At 67.5% G+C, this 14,511-nt stretch carries 15 protein-coding genes; 5 read left to right on the top strand and 10 right to left on the bottom strand.

Going from position 1 to position 14,511, the window contains the following annotated elements; genetic code table 11:
- Positions 1-128 precede the first annotated feature (128 nt).
- The 4 genes from AC5P76_RS05740 to AC5P76_RS05725 all read right to left on the bottom strand — a co-directional run bounded on the left by AC5P76_RS05740 (position 129) and on the right by AC5P76_RS05725 (position 3,362).
- Positions 129-1,340, bottom strand: coding sequence for an OprO/OprP family phosphate-selective porin (locus tag AC5P76_RS05740; RefSeq protein ID WP_065174723.1), 1,212 nt, complete (start codon positions 1,338-1,340; stop codon positions 129-131).
- Positions 1,341-1,532: 192 nt separating this feature from the next.
- Positions 1,533-2,222, bottom strand: a complete 690-nt coding sequence (gene nth / locus AC5P76_RS05735; RefSeq protein ID WP_065181202.1) for an endonuclease III — start codon at positions 2,220-2,222, stop codon at positions 1,533-1,535.
- A complete protein-coding gene (locus AC5P76_RS05730) occupies positions 2,222-2,575 on the bottom strand; it encodes a hypothetical protein (protein ID WP_053518210.1) in 354 nt (117 codons plus the stop codon). Before AC5P76_RS05730 ends, nth begins: the two co-directional genes overlap by 1 nt.
- 4 nt (positions 2,576-2,579) lie before the next feature.
- Positions 2,580-3,362, bottom strand: coding sequence for an enoyl-CoA hydratase/isomerase family protein (locus AC5P76_RS05725; protein WP_065181203.1), 783 nt, complete (start codon positions 3,360-3,362; stop codon positions 2,580-2,582).
- A 167-nt stretch (positions 3,363-3,529) separates the two neighbouring features.
- Between AC5P76_RS05725 and AC5P76_RS05720 the strand changes: the two genes are divergently transcribed.
- From AC5P76_RS05720 to AC5P76_RS05710, 3 genes are all read left to right on the top strand, one after another.
- Positions 3,530-4,231, top strand: a complete 702-nt coding sequence (locus AC5P76_RS05720) for an FKBP-type peptidyl-prolyl cis-trans isomerase (RefSeq protein WP_005408797.1) — start codon at positions 3,530-3,532, stop codon at positions 4,229-4,231.
- Between the two features lie 166 nt (positions 4,232-4,397).
- Positions 4,398-5,210 (top strand): CoA pyrophosphatase, encoded by an 813-nt coding sequence (locus AC5P76_RS05715; protein WP_053518213.1) that lies wholly within the window; start codon positions 4,398-4,400, stop codon positions 5,208-5,210.
- The gene (locus tag AC5P76_RS05710) at positions 5,207-6,109 is read left to right on the top strand and encodes a sulfurtransferase (RefSeq protein WP_253119044.1); all 903 of its coding nucleotides are present in this window, start codon (positions 5,207-5,209) and stop codon (positions 6,107-6,109) included. The genes AC5P76_RS05715 and AC5P76_RS05710 overlap by 4 nt, the downstream gene beginning before the upstream one ends.
- 71 nt (positions 6,110-6,180) lie before the next feature.
- Here AC5P76_RS05710 and AC5P76_RS05705 read toward each other — a convergent pair whose 3' ends face one another.
- Positions 6,181-6,747, bottom strand: coding sequence for an N-acetylmuramoyl-L-alanine amidase (locus tag AC5P76_RS05705; RefSeq protein WP_065174726.1), 567 nt, complete (start codon positions 6,745-6,747; stop codon positions 6,181-6,183).
- A gap of 72 nt (positions 6,748-6,819) precedes the next feature.
- Here AC5P76_RS05705 and AC5P76_RS05700 point away from each other — a divergent pair, with 72 nt between their 5' ends.
- Both AC5P76_RS05700 and rlmKL read left to right on the top strand, forming a co-directional pair.
- The gene (locus AC5P76_RS05700) at positions 6,820-7,347 is read left to right on the top strand and encodes an alpha/beta hydrolase (protein ID WP_053518227.1); all 528 of its coding nucleotides are present in this window, start codon (positions 6,820-6,822) and stop codon (positions 7,345-7,347) included.
- Between the two features lie 145 nt (positions 7,348-7,492).
- On the top strand, positions 7,493-9,631 hold the full coding sequence (rlmKL, locus tag AC5P76_RS05695; RefSeq protein WP_253119046.1) for a bifunctional 23S rRNA (guanine(2069)-N(7))-methyltransferase RlmK/23S rRNA (guanine(2445)-N(2))-methyltransferase RlmL: 2,139 nt from the start codon (positions 7,493-7,495) through the stop codon (positions 9,629-9,631).
- 31 nt (positions 9,632-9,662) lie between these two features.
- Here rlmKL and AC5P76_RS05690 read toward each other — a convergent pair whose 3' ends face one another.
- The 5 genes from AC5P76_RS05690 to AC5P76_RS05670 all read right to left on the bottom strand — a co-directional run bounded on the left by AC5P76_RS05690 (position 9,663) and on the right by AC5P76_RS05670 (position 14,485).
- Positions 9,663-9,992, bottom strand: coding sequence for a DUF3325 domain-containing protein (locus AC5P76_RS05690; RefSeq protein ID WP_197571507.1), 330 nt, complete (start codon positions 9,990-9,992; stop codon positions 9,663-9,665).
- Positions 9,989-11,617 (bottom strand): PepSY-associated TM helix domain-containing protein, encoded by a 1,629-nt coding sequence (locus AC5P76_RS05685; protein WP_253119048.1) that lies wholly within the window; start codon positions 11,615-11,617, stop codon positions 9,989-9,991. The genes AC5P76_RS05690 and AC5P76_RS05685 overlap by 4 nt, the downstream gene beginning before the upstream one ends.
- A complete protein-coding gene (locus AC5P76_RS05680) occupies positions 11,614-11,928 on the bottom strand; it encodes a DUF3649 domain-containing protein (RefSeq protein WP_053518219.1) in 315 nt (104 codons plus the stop codon). Before AC5P76_RS05680 ends, AC5P76_RS05685 begins: the two co-directional genes overlap by 4 nt.
- Positions 11,929-12,204: 276 nt before the next feature.
- Positions 12,205-13,491, bottom strand: coding sequence for a DUF445 domain-containing protein (locus tag AC5P76_RS05675; RefSeq protein WP_111185733.1), 1,287 nt, complete (start codon positions 13,489-13,491; stop codon positions 12,205-12,207).
- Positions 13,492-13,606: 115 nt separating this feature from the next.
- A complete protein-coding gene (locus tag AC5P76_RS05670; RefSeq protein WP_111185731.1) occupies positions 13,607-14,485 on the bottom strand; it encodes a ParB N-terminal domain-containing protein in 879 nt (292 codons plus the stop codon).
- Positions 14,486-14,511 lie beyond the last annotated feature (26 nt).

The following is a 14,511-nucleotide window of genomic DNA, read 5'->3' as shown; positions in this document are numbered from 1 at the left end:
GGTCTGTCATATGACGCCGGTGTGACATCGGATGAGGGGATCGCGCTGCGTTACAGGCGTCACCGCACGTGGCAAGGGCACGACCGCAGTCGTGCCCTTGCCGGTGCGTGATGCGATGACGCGGGCTCTTACCAGAAGAACTGCGCGCGGGCTTCCAGGATGTTCGGATCGTCATTGACGAAGCCGCGGGCGCTGGAGCTGTACTTCTTGCTGTCGACCTTCACGTAGTTCAGCATCAGCTTGAAGTTCGAGCGCCAGTACCAGTTGGCGCCGACGGTCCACACATCCATCTTGCCGCCGAGCACGCCATCGACGATCGGCGGGCGACCGGCGACCGGGTTCGCGGCCAGGTTGCCGTCGTTGAGGTCCATGTGGTCGTAGCGCACGCCCAGCTGCCACTGGCCGCTGGCCGGGTTGTTCGGCAGGCCGGTGCCGGGCGTGCCGCCCTTGTAGCTCCAGGTTTCGCCGGTGACATTCCACAGGCCGCTGATGTAGTAGCCGTCGCTGGTGTAGTTGTCGTGGTCGTAGCGCTTGGCCTTGCTGGTGTAGTACTCGGCCTGGGCCTTGAACGGGCCCTGGAAGTACATGGCTTCGGCGCCGACGGTGCTGATTCGGTCGGTGTCGGTCAGGTTGCCGCTGTCGATCAGTCGGGCGGTGGCCAGGTCGGCGTTCGGACGTGCGCGCACGCGCAGGGTGTCGGCGTCGGCGTCGTAGTCCACGTAGCTCAGGCCGAAGTGCAGGACCTGGCCCTTCTCGTTGATCGGAGCCCAGGTGCCACGCGCACCGTAGCCGCTGCCATGGGCCAGGTTGCGGGTCAGCTCGCGGCCGAAGGCGCTGGCGGTGACCGACCAGTTGTCCTGGCCGTAGCTGTAGGCGCCACCCAGGCGGCGGGCGATCGCGTAGGTGTTGGTGACCGCGGCCTTGGAGATGAAGTCGTTGTTCTTGGTGCTGGACAGCTCTTCCAGGCTGTTGGGCTGCTTGAACTGGCCGACCTGGATGAAATGGTTGGCATTGCCCAGCAGCTTGTACTTCACGTTGGTGTCGAGGAACTTGTCCGCCTTGGCGTCGTAGCCGAGCACCCACTCCACGTTGCCCGGGCCCTTGCCCTTGAGCACCAGCTCGGCGCGGCGCAGCTCGAACTCGCTGTCCTTGCCGTTGCCGGCATCGCCACCATTGAGGTCCACGACGTCGTTGTGGAACCAGTTGCCGTCGGCCTGGACCAGGCCTTCGAAGGTGATTTCCGAACCGCCGATCACGTCGATGGCGACTTCAGCGTGGGCAGCCGGCACATAGAGCGCAGCGGCCACGGCCACCGTCAGGAGTTGGTGATGCAGTTTCATGGAGAGGAGCCTTGCAGGCAGGTGGGAAGATGCGCGCAGGCTAGAAGGTAAAGATTGCGTAAATGTGACAGTTTCCGCGCGCAGTCTGTCCGCCGCGACCCTTGCCACGACTGGGCCCGGCATTGATGCCGGGCCGATATGACGTGGGGATTGCGCTGCGATGGCATTTACCCGCAGGCGCTGCGGGATGCCTCAGGGGGCCGGTGTCTTGTCCTTGAAGCGGCACAGATCAGCGATCACGCATCCCGGGCAGTCCGGCTTGCGTGCCTTGCAGACGTAGCGTCCGTGCAGTATCAACCAGTGATGTGCGTCGAGCAGGAATTCATCAGGAATCGCCTTGACCAGCCTGTCCTCGACTTCGCGCACGTTCTTTCCCGGCGCCAGTCCCGTGCGGTTCGCAACGCGGAAGATGTGCGTATCCACCGCCATCACAGGTTCGCCGAAAGCCGTGTTGAGCACGACGTTGGCGGTCTTGCGGCCGACGCCGGGCAGGGCTTCCAGTGCCTCGCGTTCGCGTGGTACTTCACCGCCATGTTTCTCCAGCAGGATCGCGCAGGTGGCGATCACGTTTTTCGCCTTGGCGTTGAACAGGCCGATGGTGGCGATGTATTTCTTCAGTCCGTCCTCGCCCAGCGCCAGGATCTGCGCGGGCGTGTTGGCAACGGGGAACAGGCGGCGCGTGGCCTTGTTGACGCCGACATCGGTGGCCTGGGCCGACAACGCCACCGCCACCAGCAGTTCGAACGGCGAGCTGTATTCCAGTTCGGTCTTCGGATGCGGGTTGAGTTCGCGCAGGCGCGTGAACATTTCCACCACGTCGGCGCGCGGCATGCTGCTGCCACGCCGCGCTGGCGCGCGGGCGGCCTTCTTCGCGGTGGCCATCAGCGCTCCTTGCCGGTGGCGCGTGCCTTGGCACGGGCGAGGATGGCGGCAGCGGCGGCGGGCAGCGCAGGTTTCACGTCCGGCGCCGGGCGCGGCGTGCGACGCGCATCGCGTTCGGCGTCGCGGCGGGCCAGGCGCACCGCGCGTGCGCGGTAACGGTCACGTGCGGCCCACGCGCGCTGCAGCTGCTGCCGCGCCTGGCTGAGCACCTCCGGCAGTTCCGGGTGCCCGGGAACCTCGTGTGTGTCGCCTTCGTTGGCGACATAGTCCATCAGACCGGCCTGCAGGGCACCATCAAGATCGTCTGCCTGGACCCGGGCGAACAGCAGCGCGGGGTTGGGTCGGGATGCCATGGGGTCAACGGTTCTGGAAGGCGGGGGGACGGCGTTGCAGGAAGGCACCGGTGCCTTCGCGCATGTCCTCGGTGGCGAACAGCAGGCCGAACTGCGCGCTTTCGTACTCCAGTCCCGCCTCCAGGCTGCACTCGCCGCCGACGTGGACCGCATCAAGCAGGGCGCGCAACGCCAGGGGCGCCGAGCGTGCCAGCTGCCGGGCGATGTCCTGCACACGGGTGTCCAGATCGGCCGCCGGCACCACCTCGTTGACGATGCCCAGCGCGAGCGCACGGGCGGCATCGATGGGCGCACCCAGCAGGCACAGTTCCAGGGTGGCAGCCCGGCCGCAGAGGCGCAGCAGGCGCTGGCTGCCGCCGAAGCCGGGGATCAGGCCGAGATTGATCTCCGGCTGGCCGACCTTGGCCGAGTCAGCGGCAACGCGCAGATGGCAGGCCAGCGCCAGTTCCAGGCCGCCGCCCAGGGCAAAACCGTTGACGCGGGCGATGACCGGCTTGGGCATGCGTTCGATCTGACGCATCAGTCCTTGGCCGAGCAGGGAGAAATCACGTCCCTGAACCGCACTGAGTGTGTTCATCTCGGCGATGTCGGCGCCGGCGACGAAGGCCTTCTGGCCGGCACCGGTCAGCACCACCACACGCACCTCGGGGTCGGCCGCGGCGTCCCTGAACGCATCGGCCAGACCCTGCAGGGTCGCGGCATTGAGGGCATTGAGCTTGTCCGGGCGCTGGACGGTCACGGTGCGGATGGCGCCATCGTCGGTGACAGCGATCAGGTCATCGGCCACGGTGAAACTCCTGGAACGTTAAAAAAGAGTGATTTTGAACTCTGCCCGCGCAGACAGGTCATAGCCTGCGTGGTGAGTAGCGGTTACACGTTGTGGCCGTTATCCTAACCCGTCGCCTCAGGGCGGCGCAGAACGTCCCTGAGTTACCACCCCTGGAGAACTGTTTGATGAAGTTGCGTTCTATCGCGGTCGCCGTCGCGGCCCTGGCCCTGACGGGCAATGCCTTCGCCCAGGACGTCTCGTCCGAAAAGGGCAAGCTGAGCTACTACTTCGGTTACGACTACGGCAACAACCTGGCGGAGCTGACCGGTCGTGGTGAGCAGCTGGACATCAACTCGGTGGTGAAGGGTCTGCAGGACGCCTACGCCAAGAAGCAGCCGGCGATCACCGCCGAGCAGCTGAAGCCGGCCGTTGAAGCGTTCCAGAAGCGCGAGCAGGGTCGTGCCCAGGCCGCCAAGGCCGAGTACGAAAAGGCCGCTGCCGAAAACAAGACCAAGAGCGATCAGTTCATCGCGGCGAACAAGGCCAAGGCCGGCGTGCAGTCCCTGCCGAGCGGCGTCCAGTACCGCGTGATCGAAGCCGGCAAGGGTGCCAAGCCGACCCAGGCCAGCACCGTGCAGCTGGAAGTTGCCGGTCCGTTCCCGTACGGCCAGCGCCCGACCGAGGCCCGCCCGGCCCAGCAGATTCCGTCGATCAAGGTCAGCGAAGTCGAAATGAAGGCCATGCGTGAGACCCTGCTGCAGATGCCGGCGGGTTCGAAGTGGGAAGTCACCCTGCCGCCGGACCAGGCGTACGGTGCCGACCCGCGCACCCCGTTCCCGCCGAACGTGGCCGTGCAGTTCGAGATCAAGCTGGTCAGCGTCAAGTAAGCCTCCGCATCAACATCAACGCGCCGGTGATCCCACCGGCGCGTTTTTGTTTGCGCCGCGCGCGGCCGGCAGCATCGGGCCATGCTCGGCGAAGGCGCGCGGCGAAGGACCGCATGCCGCATCTTCAGCCCGCGCAAATTCAGCGCAATCGCGCTACTGTTGCAACGTGCAAACTACGGAAGACCCGGCGCGTGTTGTCGCAAGCCCCTGCATCGGAACGTGCAAGCTGGATGGCAACCGGCTGTGCCGCGGTTGCCGGCGGCACATCGACGAGATCACACGGTGGTCGTCGATGAGCGACAGCGAACGCAGCCACATCCTGCATCGCGTGCTGCCGCTGCGCGAGCAGCTGCAGCAATCGCTGCACGGCTCGCTGGCCGACCATGATCGCCTGTTGCGCGCATTGCATCCGCTGGCCGCCCCGCCCGCCGGTGACGGTTGGAACCGCAGTGAACTGATCGACCTGCTGCCGCCGGGTCCGCCGGTGGAAGCGGCGGTGTTGGCCGGCATCGTGCCGCGTGCCAACGGCGCGCAGGTGATCCTGACCCGTCGCACTGAAACCCTGCGACAGCACGGCGGCCAGGTCGGCTTTCCCGGCGGCCGTACCGAGCCGGATGATCGCGATGCGCTGGCCGCAGCGCTGCGCGAAAGCCAGGAAGAAATCGCGCTGGCGCCTGCGCAGGTGCAGCCGCTGGGCTACCTCGATCCGTTCGTGACCATCACCGGTTACCGTGTCACCCCGGTGGTGGCGGTGGTCGATCCGGATTTCGTGCCCGTGCCGCAGCCCAGTGAAGTGGCCGAGGTGTTCGAGGTGCCACTGGATTACCTGATGGCGGCCGACAACCTGCGCCAGGTCGAAATCAACCATCGTGGCCGCATCCGTCATGTGCTCGAGTACGGCTGGCCTGGCCAGCGGATCTGGGGGGCGACGGCGGCCATTCTCTACAACCTGCGTCGCCGCCTGGAGCAAGTGCAATGAAGCCGATCGATCCGCCGTGGACCACCCTGGTCGATGTCGCCACCCTCGCCGCTGCACTGGGCGAGGACGTGCGCGTGGTCGACGCCCGTGCAACGGCGAGCACCGCCGTGCGTGTGGTCGATGCGCGCGCGTCGCTGGGCGATCCGCAGGCGGGCGAGGGCCAGTACCTGGCCGGTCATGTCCCCGGTGCGGTGTACGCCGACCTCAACCGGGATCTGTCCGACCTCACGCGTGCCGGCCACGGTCGCCACCCGCTGCCGGACAGCGACGAGTTCGCCGCACGGCTGGGTCGCTGGGGTATCGCCCCGGAGACCCAGGTGGTGGTCTACGACGGCAGCGACGGCAGCATGGCCGCCGCGCGCCTGTGGTGGCTGCTGCGCCTGATGGGCCACGCGCGGGTGGCGGTGCTTGATGGAGGCCTTGCGGCCTGGCAGGCAGCGGGGCTGCCGCTGGCGACCGGTGCGGGCGAGGTTCCGGCCCAGCCGGCCTATCCGGGGCGCTTTGACACCACGCAGATCGCCAATGCCGACGAGATCACCGCCCGGCTCAAGCATGCGCCGGGCTGGTTGCTGGACGCCCGCGCGGGAGAGCGCTTCCGCGGCGAAGTCGAACCGCTGGATCCGGTGGCCGGCCACGTGCCCGGCGCGGTCAACCGCCCGTTCGCATCCAATGTGCTCGATGGCCGCATGCGCGATACGCAGGAGCTGCGTGCCGAGCTGCAGGGCATCATCGGCAATCGCGATCCGCAGCAGGTCGTACTGATGTGCGGTTCCGGCGTGACGGCGTGCCATCTGCTGCTGGCGATGGAAGCGGCGGGCCTGTCCGGGGCGCGCATCTATGCCGATTCCTGGAGCGGCTGGGTGAGCGACAGCAGCCGACCGGTCGCCAGCGGTACCTGAGACAGAACCGGGGTCAGATCCGTTTTCCCGCGCAGAACGGATCTGCCCCCTTCAGGCGGCAGTCCTGCCCGTTACCCGATCGATTGCAGGGGCACCTTCGCCAGCACCCGAGCCCACGGAAACAACGGCCCCGGATCGCGCTTGCGGGCCACGCTCAACGTCGGATCGTCACTGGCCTGCACCTGTTCCCGGTCCAGCTGGTCGTGGCCGGCGATCCGCTGCAGTGACGGGTAGCGCGCCACCAAGGCCAGCAGCAGCTGTTCCAGGGCCTGCAGCTGCGGCTCGGTGTACGGCTCGTCCATCGCCTGGTGACGGCTGTCGAACCAGTCGGGGTAGCGCCCGCTGTTGACCAGCTCGATGCCCAGCGTCCGTGCGTTCATGCCGCGGACGTGGTGGGCCACGCGCTCAGGTGCCACGTACTGCACGACGCTGCCGTCGCGGTCGATGTAGAAATGGCCGCTGTTGCCGGCGCCGCTGTCGTACAGCACCCGCTCGCCATAGGCACGGGCCGTGGCCAGGTCGGGCAGCTCGGTGCAGTGGATCACCACCATCTCCAGCGTGTCCGGCGCGCGCAGCGGCAGAAGGTCGTGATAGGGCAGGGGCTGCAGCAGCAGGCCGGGCAGGAGCGGGTTGGGCATGCGGCGATGCTAGCATTGCGCAATGAACCTGCATTCTCTTTCGTTGTCGGTGCGCGCCTGCGGAGCGTGCGCATGAGCCGCGGTCACTGCATCCTCTCCCATGGCTTCGAGAGCGGGCCGGAGGCCACCAAGGTCACGGCACTGGCCGAGGTCGCCCAACGCCTGGGCTGGACCCATGAGCGGCCGGACTACACCGATCTGGACGCGATGAGCGAAGTGAGCCGCGTCGGTGACGTGCCGGGGCGTCTGCAGCGCCTGCTGGAACGCGCTGCACATGCGGCGGCACAAGGGCCGCTGGTACTGGCGGGTTCCAGCCTGGGCGCCTACATCTCTGCGATCGCCTCGTTGCAGGTACCGGTGGCGGGCCTGTTCCTGATGGTCCCGCCGACCACCATGGGGCCCATGCCGGCGCTGGACGCCGCAGCGGTCCCCACCACCGTGGTCCAGGCCTGGCACGATGATGTTGTGCCTGCCGCCGGGGTGATCGCCTGGGCGCAGGCGCGCTCGGCACAGCTGCTGCTGGTGGACGATGGCCACCGCCTGGAGCGGCACGTGGAGGCATCCGCACACGCCTTCGAGCGCCTGCTGCGCCAACTGTGAAGCCGGGGCGCACGGCGCGCCGGCCCGCATTGACTACAATGGCAGCCCCGCCGCCCCCGGCGCGGGCCTGCCGGCCGTGCCCACGGCCCTCCTTTCCGACTGGCGCGGCTCCCCTGCCGCGCCCGACCACCTGCGAACCGATCCCGTGAAATTCTTCGTCTCCTGCGCCAAGGGCCTGGAATACCTGCTTGCCGATGAACTGTCGGCCCTGGGCCTGGACAAGGCCACTGCCACCATTGCCGGCGTCAATGCCGAGGGCGAGCTGGAGCAGGCGCTGCGGATCGTGATGTGGTCACGTCTGGCCAGCCGCGTACTGTGGCCGATCGACGAGTTCGAATGCCCGGACGAGCAGGCGCTGTATGACGGCGTGCGTGCGCTGCCGTGGCATGAGCACATCAAGCCGGAGATGACCCTGGCGGTGGATGCGCATGTGTCCGGCGACAAGATCACCCACGCCCGCTTTGCCGCGCAGCGGATCAAGGACGCCATCGTCGACCGCATGCGCGATGAGGGCCTGGAGCGGCCGTCGGTCAACACTGATCTGCCGGATGTGCGCGTCAACCTGTCGCTGCGCAAGGGCCGTGCATCGCTGTCGATCGACCTCGGCGGCGGCCCGCTGCACCGCCGTGGCTGGCGGGGGGCCGCGCACGAAGCACCGCTGAAGGAGAACCTGGCGGCCGCGTTGCTGCTGCGGGCGCAGTGGCCACGTCTGCATGCCGCCGGTGGTGGCCTGCTGGACCCGATGTGCGGCAGCGGCACGTTGTTGATCGAAGGCGCGCTGATGGCGGCCGACGTCGCGCCGGGCCTGATGCGCCACGGCAGCCTGCCGCCGAGCCGCTGGCTGGGCTTCGACAAGGTGGCCTGGAAGGCGATCCAGAGCGAAGCGCGCGAGCGCGAGGCCACCGGCCTGGCCGCGCTGAAGCCGGTGATCCACGGCAGCGACATCGATCCGACGGCGATCGAAGCGGCACGCGAGAATGCCGAAGTGGCGGGCGTGGCCCACGCCATCCGCTTCACCCGCGCCGACGTATCCGAGCTCACCTCGCAGGAGCAGGAGATCGGTGCGGTGGTCTGCAACCCGCCCTACGACGAGCGCCTGGCCGCCGATCCGGCGCTGTACCGCGCCTTGGGCAACGCGCTGCAGAAGGCGGTGCCGCAGTGGCGCGCCAGCCTGCTGTGCGGCAACGACGAGCTGGCCTTCGCCACGGGTCTTCGTGCGGCCAAGAAGTACCAGATGTTCAATGGCGCGCTGGAATGCGCGCTGATCGTCTGCGACCCGATCGCGGTGCCGGGGCGTGATCCGGCACAGCCGCGGGAGCTGAGCGAAGGTGCGCAGATGGTGGCCAACCGCCTGCGCAAGAACCTGAAGAAGTTCAAGAGCTGGCGCGCGCGCGAGGACATCACCTGCTTCCGCGCCTACGATGCGGACCTGCCGGAATACGCGGCGGCCATCGATGTCTACGAAGAGGACGGTGGACAGCGCCGTACCTTCCTGCACGTACAGGAATACGCTGCACCGGCGGCGATTCCCGAGAACGACGTGCGCCGCCGCCGCAACGAACTGCTGGCCGCCGCGCGTGAGGTATTCGGCGTGCCGCCCGAACAGGTATCGATGAAGTCACGCGAGCGTGGCAAGGGCGGCAGCAAGTACGGCCGTTTCGAGCAGCGCGACGAGTTCGTGGTGGTGCGCGAGAATCATGCGCTGCTGCAGGTGAACCTGTTCGACTATCTCGATACCGGCCTGTTCCTGGACCATCGTCCGCTGCGCCGGATGATGGCCGAGCAGGTGCGTGGCAAGCGCTTCCTCAACCTGTTCTGCTACACCGGCGTGGCCAGCGTGCAGGCAGCCGTGGCCGGCGCGGCCAGCACCACCAGTGTCGACCTGTCCGCTACCTACCTGCAATGGTGCTACGACAACCTGGCCCTGAATGGTCAGGGCGGCAACCAGCATCTTCTGGTGCAGGCCGATGCGATGGCCTGGCTGGAAGCCGACCGCGGACAGTACGATGTGATCTTCTGCGATCCGCCGACGTTCTCCAACTCCGCCCGCGCCGATGATTTCGATGTGCAGCGCGAGCAGCTGCGGCTGCTGCGTGCAGCGGTGGCACGGCTGGCACCGGCAGGCGTTCTGTACTTCTCCAACAACTTCCGCCGTTTCAAGCTGGAAGAGAACGCGATCGCCGAGTTCGCCCAGTGCCGTGAGATCACTGCGCGTACCATCGGTCCGGACTTCGAGCGCAACGCACGCATCCACCGTGCGTGGGAGTTGAAGCGTTTGGGTTGAAGGTTCGCCGGGCATGGCCCGGCGCTACCGGCTATGCCAGCGCCACCACCAGGCCCAGCAACGGCAGGGTGATCGCCAGCGGCACGATCCACCGCGGGCGGTAGGGATACAGCCCGAACGACAGCGTCACGCCGCCCACCGTCATCACGCCCAGCCACTGCACCGGGCCCATGGCCCAGCCATGGTCGGCAACGCACAGGGCGAAGGTGACCGCCAGCAGCGACCAGCCCAGCACCCGCCACTGGGTGCGCCGTGCCGGAACGGCGGCGGCTTTGCCGTGCAGATCGTGCTGGTGCCTTTCCATCGCCAGCGACAACGCGGTGAACGCAGAGAAGGAAAGCGCCAGCGCCAGCAGCATCATGCGCTGGCCTCCACTTCGGTGGCTTCGGTCGGTGCCCTGGGCGCAACGGTTGCTGCGGCACGTTTTTTCTTCTCGGCCGCAGACAGCGGTGGCGTCCAGCGCTGCATGCGCCAGCCGCACAGCGCCAGCATCGCACCGAAGGCGATCATCGACAGGTCGAAGCCCGCCAGCACCCAGTCGCCGCTGCGCAGGGTAATGCCCAGATGGGCGTGGGTGGTCAGCGCGTTGACCACCGGAACCAGCGCGAATGCGGCTGCGCCCAGGTACAGCTGCCACGTCCACATCATCCGTTTCGGCCAGACGAACGCGGCCAGCAGGGCGCCGCCCCACGCATAGAAGAACACGTTGGCTTCGGCATTTGAGCGATCGGCCAGATCCAGCGGCAGCAACCGATTGCCCCAGAAGTAGGCGGCAAAGGCGATCGGCAGGCCGGCTACGGTACCGATGTTCAACGCATCGACCAGGCGCAGGCCGAAGCCGGTACGCCCGCTCTTGGCGTGCTTCGGTCGTTCCTTCACTGCCCACAGCACCACGCCACTGGCCACCATCAGGCAGCCGACCAGGCCGGACAGGAAGAACAGCGCACGCAGCCCCCAGTCGGCGAAGCGCGCCAGGTGCAGGCCGTACAGCACGCCACGGGTGGCGGTGGCACCACCGGAGGCCGGGGTCTGTTCCAGCAGCCTGCCGTCCACCATGTCGTAACGCAGCGAAGGCGTGTCGATGGAAAGACGCTTGCCGTCACGCTGGCGGATGTCGATCACCGCGTTGCGCGCGCCCGGATTGGATACCGTGAAGCCGGCCACTTCGGCGCCATGCCAGTGGGTGCGCGCATCGTCCAGCAGGCGGGCGATCGGCAGTGGCGCGGCGCGGCCTTCGGCCGGCGCGGTTACTTCAGGCAGGCCACCGAAGGCTTCGCTGAAGAATTTGTCCTCATCCTGCGGGTAGGCCACTTTCACGCCCCAGGGCAGGTACATGATCATCAGGGTGACGATGCCCGTGTAGGTGATCATCGCGTGGTAAGGCAGGGCCATCACCGCGCTGACATTGTGGAAATCCAGCCAGGAGCGCAGGCCCTTGTCTTTGCGGAAAGTGAAGAAGTCCTTGAAGATCTTCTTGTGGGTGATCACCCCGGTGATGATGGCCACCAGCATGAACATCGCGCAGAAGCCGACCAGGTAACGGGCCCACAGCACCGGGATGTAGTGCAGGTCGAAATGCAGGCGGTAGAAGAAATCTCCGCCGCGCGTCTGGCGGGCGTTCAGTTCGTCGCCGGTGTTCGGGTCGAGCGTGGCATCGCCGAAGGCACCGCGGCGGCCACGGCTTGGATCGGCCAGCTCGGGTGGCAGGCGCCAGAACAGCTGCATGGCCGGGTTGCGCGGCTGCGGCAGGGTCACGAACCAGGTCTGGGCCTGCGCCGCATGGGTCTGCAGGTAGTTCACGCTGCGTTGCGCGGCCACATCGATGCTGACGGTGCTGGCCGGCAGTTCCGGGCGCATCCAGCGGCTGATCTCTTCACGGTAGTAGCTTGCGGTACCGGCCATGAAGATCAGCAGCAGCAGCCAGCCGACCAGCAGGCCGGTCCAGGTGTGCAGCCAGGCCATCGACTGGCGGAATCCGTTCTTCATGCCCAGGCTCCCATCAGCCGCGCGATGCCGGCCATCAGCAGGGCAGGGGCGAGGATGCCGATCCACGCACGCAGGGCACTGCGGGTGGCGAATGCCCACAGCGCGGCACAGGCGGCAACCAGGATGGCCAGCAGCATGCCGGTCAGCACGGTCTGGCCCCGCGCGCCCGGCAGGACGACGGCACAGAACACGCCGGTCATGGAGGCCAGCGCATAGCCACCGAAGATCGCGGCCAGCGAGCGCGACAGGATGCCCCAGCGCGGGTTGCGGAAGAAAACACGGGAGCTGGCGGTTGCGGGCGAGCGGTCCACGGTGGTCCTGTCGGTCGGGGAGGGGATCGAACGCGCCTGCGGCCCCCTTGCGCCCCGCGCACGTCGCCCAGCGTGTCCCATCAATGCAGCGCTGCCCGCGCAGACGGGCAGCCGGAGGTCAGGGCTGTACATGGGCACCGGACAGGTCTTCCTTGCCCGTGCGGCCAAGCGCACCACCGATCAGTAAATGATAGGCATTCGCATTCTGTTAATCAAGGCTGCGTGACGAAAGAGGAGTCGTTCCGTGCCCACGCAGCAGGTCGGCGGACCCGCAGCTCAGAAGCGGAACACCACCGTTGCCGCGTGCAGCAGCAGGCCGATCAGGCCGCCAACCAGCGTGCCGTTGAAGCGGATGAATTGCAGGTCGCGGCCGACGCTCAGTTCCAGCTGCTCGACCAGATGGCGCTCGTCCCAGCCCCTGACCGTCTGTGCGATGTGCGTGGTGACCCCCTCGCGCAGTCGCCCGGTCAGGCGCTGTGCGCCTTCCAGCAGATGCTGGTTCAGTGCATCGCGCAGTGCCGGGTCGGACTGCAGGGTGCTTCCCAGCGAGGCGAGGCTGCGCTGCAGGTGGCCGACCAGCGCCGAATCCTCGCGCTGCAGGTCGGCGCGCAGACTGGCGTGGATGCGTGCCCAGAGCCCCTGCACGTACTCCTGCAGGGCAGGATGGTCGATCATCTCCTGCTTGAGCTGTTCGATGCGCTCGGCCAGCGCCGGGTCTTCGCGCAGGCGCTGGACGTAGTTGCCCAGCCACGCCTCGTAATCCTGCCGCAGCGGATGCTGCGGCTCGGCCAGTACCTGCTGCAGCTCCTCCAGCACGGCGCGTGCCAGCCGCTCGGCCAGGCTGTCACCGATCTCGTCGATGGGTTTCACCCAGTTCACCGTGCTTGAGAGCGTCGGCCATTCGCGCTGGATGTAGCGCACGATCAGCTGCGACGCGCGCTCCTTCACTTCCGGCTGCTCCAGCCAGCGTCCCAGTCTCTGCAGGCCCTCGTCCAGCACACGCTGGTGGCGCCCGTCGGCGGTCAGCAGGGCAAGCAGCTCGCCGGCGGTGGATGCCGCGTTCCACTGTCGCAACTGCTGCACCACGAACGCGTGCAGCTGCCGGCGCACCGCGCGTTCATCGAAGAAGTCCAGTGCCTGCAACGCCCAGCCGCGTGCCATGTCGGCCAGCATGCGTGCGCGTGCCGGTTCGGCCAGCCAACTGCCGAGACGGCCAGCCGGATCGAACACCTTCAGCTTGGCCAGCAGCACCTGTGGTTCCAGGAACTGATCGCGCACGAACAGCGCCAGGCTGTCGCCGATGCGCTCCTTGCTGCGCGGAATGATGGCGGTATGGGGAATCGGCAGGCCCATCGGCCTGCGGAACAGGGCGACCACCGCGAACCAGTCTGCCAGCGCGCCCACCGCTGCCGCCTCGCAGAAGGCGGATACCCAGGCCCAGGCGCCGCGCTCGCCCTGCCAGTGGCTGACCGCGAAACCGGCCAGCATCAGCACCAGCATGCCCAGGGCGATGGCTTTCAGGCGTCGCAGCTGGGCGCGGCGCGGATCGATTGCGGACGTCATGGCGGCAGTCTAACCGCCACCGGATGATGCCGGCGCATCGGTAGCGCCGGGCCATGCCCGGCGGCTTTTCAGGGTCCGCTGCGCTCGCCGGGCATGGCCCAGCGCTACCCATTCGTTACAGCGCTTCCAGCTGCCTGCGCAATGCCGCCAGCTGCGTGCGCAGGGCATCGTTCTCGCGAGTGAGCGCGACGACGCGTCGGCGCAGCGCCGGCGCATCCTCACCCAACTGCTCCAGCGCGGACAGCACTTCCGCATCGCGCAGGGCGATCTCGTCCTCGCTGGGCTCCTCGAACGCCATTTCCGCCGGTTCTGGCTTCGCCGCGCGCGGCTTGCGCTTGGACTCGCGTACGCGCTTGGCGGCCTGCTTCAGTTCGTCCTTGCCGCCTGCGGCTGCCGCGCGCTGCTCTTCCTCGGGGAGGTCGGCCACGGCCGCGGCCGCGCTGATCGAGATCACGCCGGCCTTGACCGCTTCCACGACTTCGGCGGCGGCCTGTGCGTGAATGCGTTCGATCATCCCGACCTGGCTGGTGCTCAGCTTTGCTTCGCGGGCCAGTTCCGCACGGCTGAGTTTCGGCGCGGGTTCCCACGGTGGGCTGTCTTCACCGGCATCGTCGGCCGATGCGGCGGTGCCATCGCTTTCGCGTTGCAGCTGGGCCTGCTCGATCTGCTTGCGTGCCGACAGGATGTCGCGCTTGCGCAGGGCCAGCACGCCGCGCTGGAAATCGGACACGCTGCGGCGGCCCAGGTGCTGTTCGATCATCCAAAGGTGCACGTCCTCCATGCTCTGGAAGCGGCTGTTCTGCACCGTATTGAACGGCAGGCCATGCTTCTGGCAGATGCCGTAGCGGTTATGGCCATCCACCAGGACATCGCCCCACAGTACCAGTGCATCGCGGCAGCCCTCGGCGAGGATGCTGCGCTCCAGCGCCTCATGTTCGTCGGGCGTGAGCGGGTCGATGTAGGCCTTGAGTTCTTCTTTGACGACGATGTCCATGGGCACGGCAACGGGCAGGAACGGAA

The sequence above is a fragment of the Stenotrophomonas sp. YJH_SMC_36 genome (genome assembly GCF_059369935.1).
This window is presented reverse-complemented; position numbering and strand designations above follow the sequence as displayed.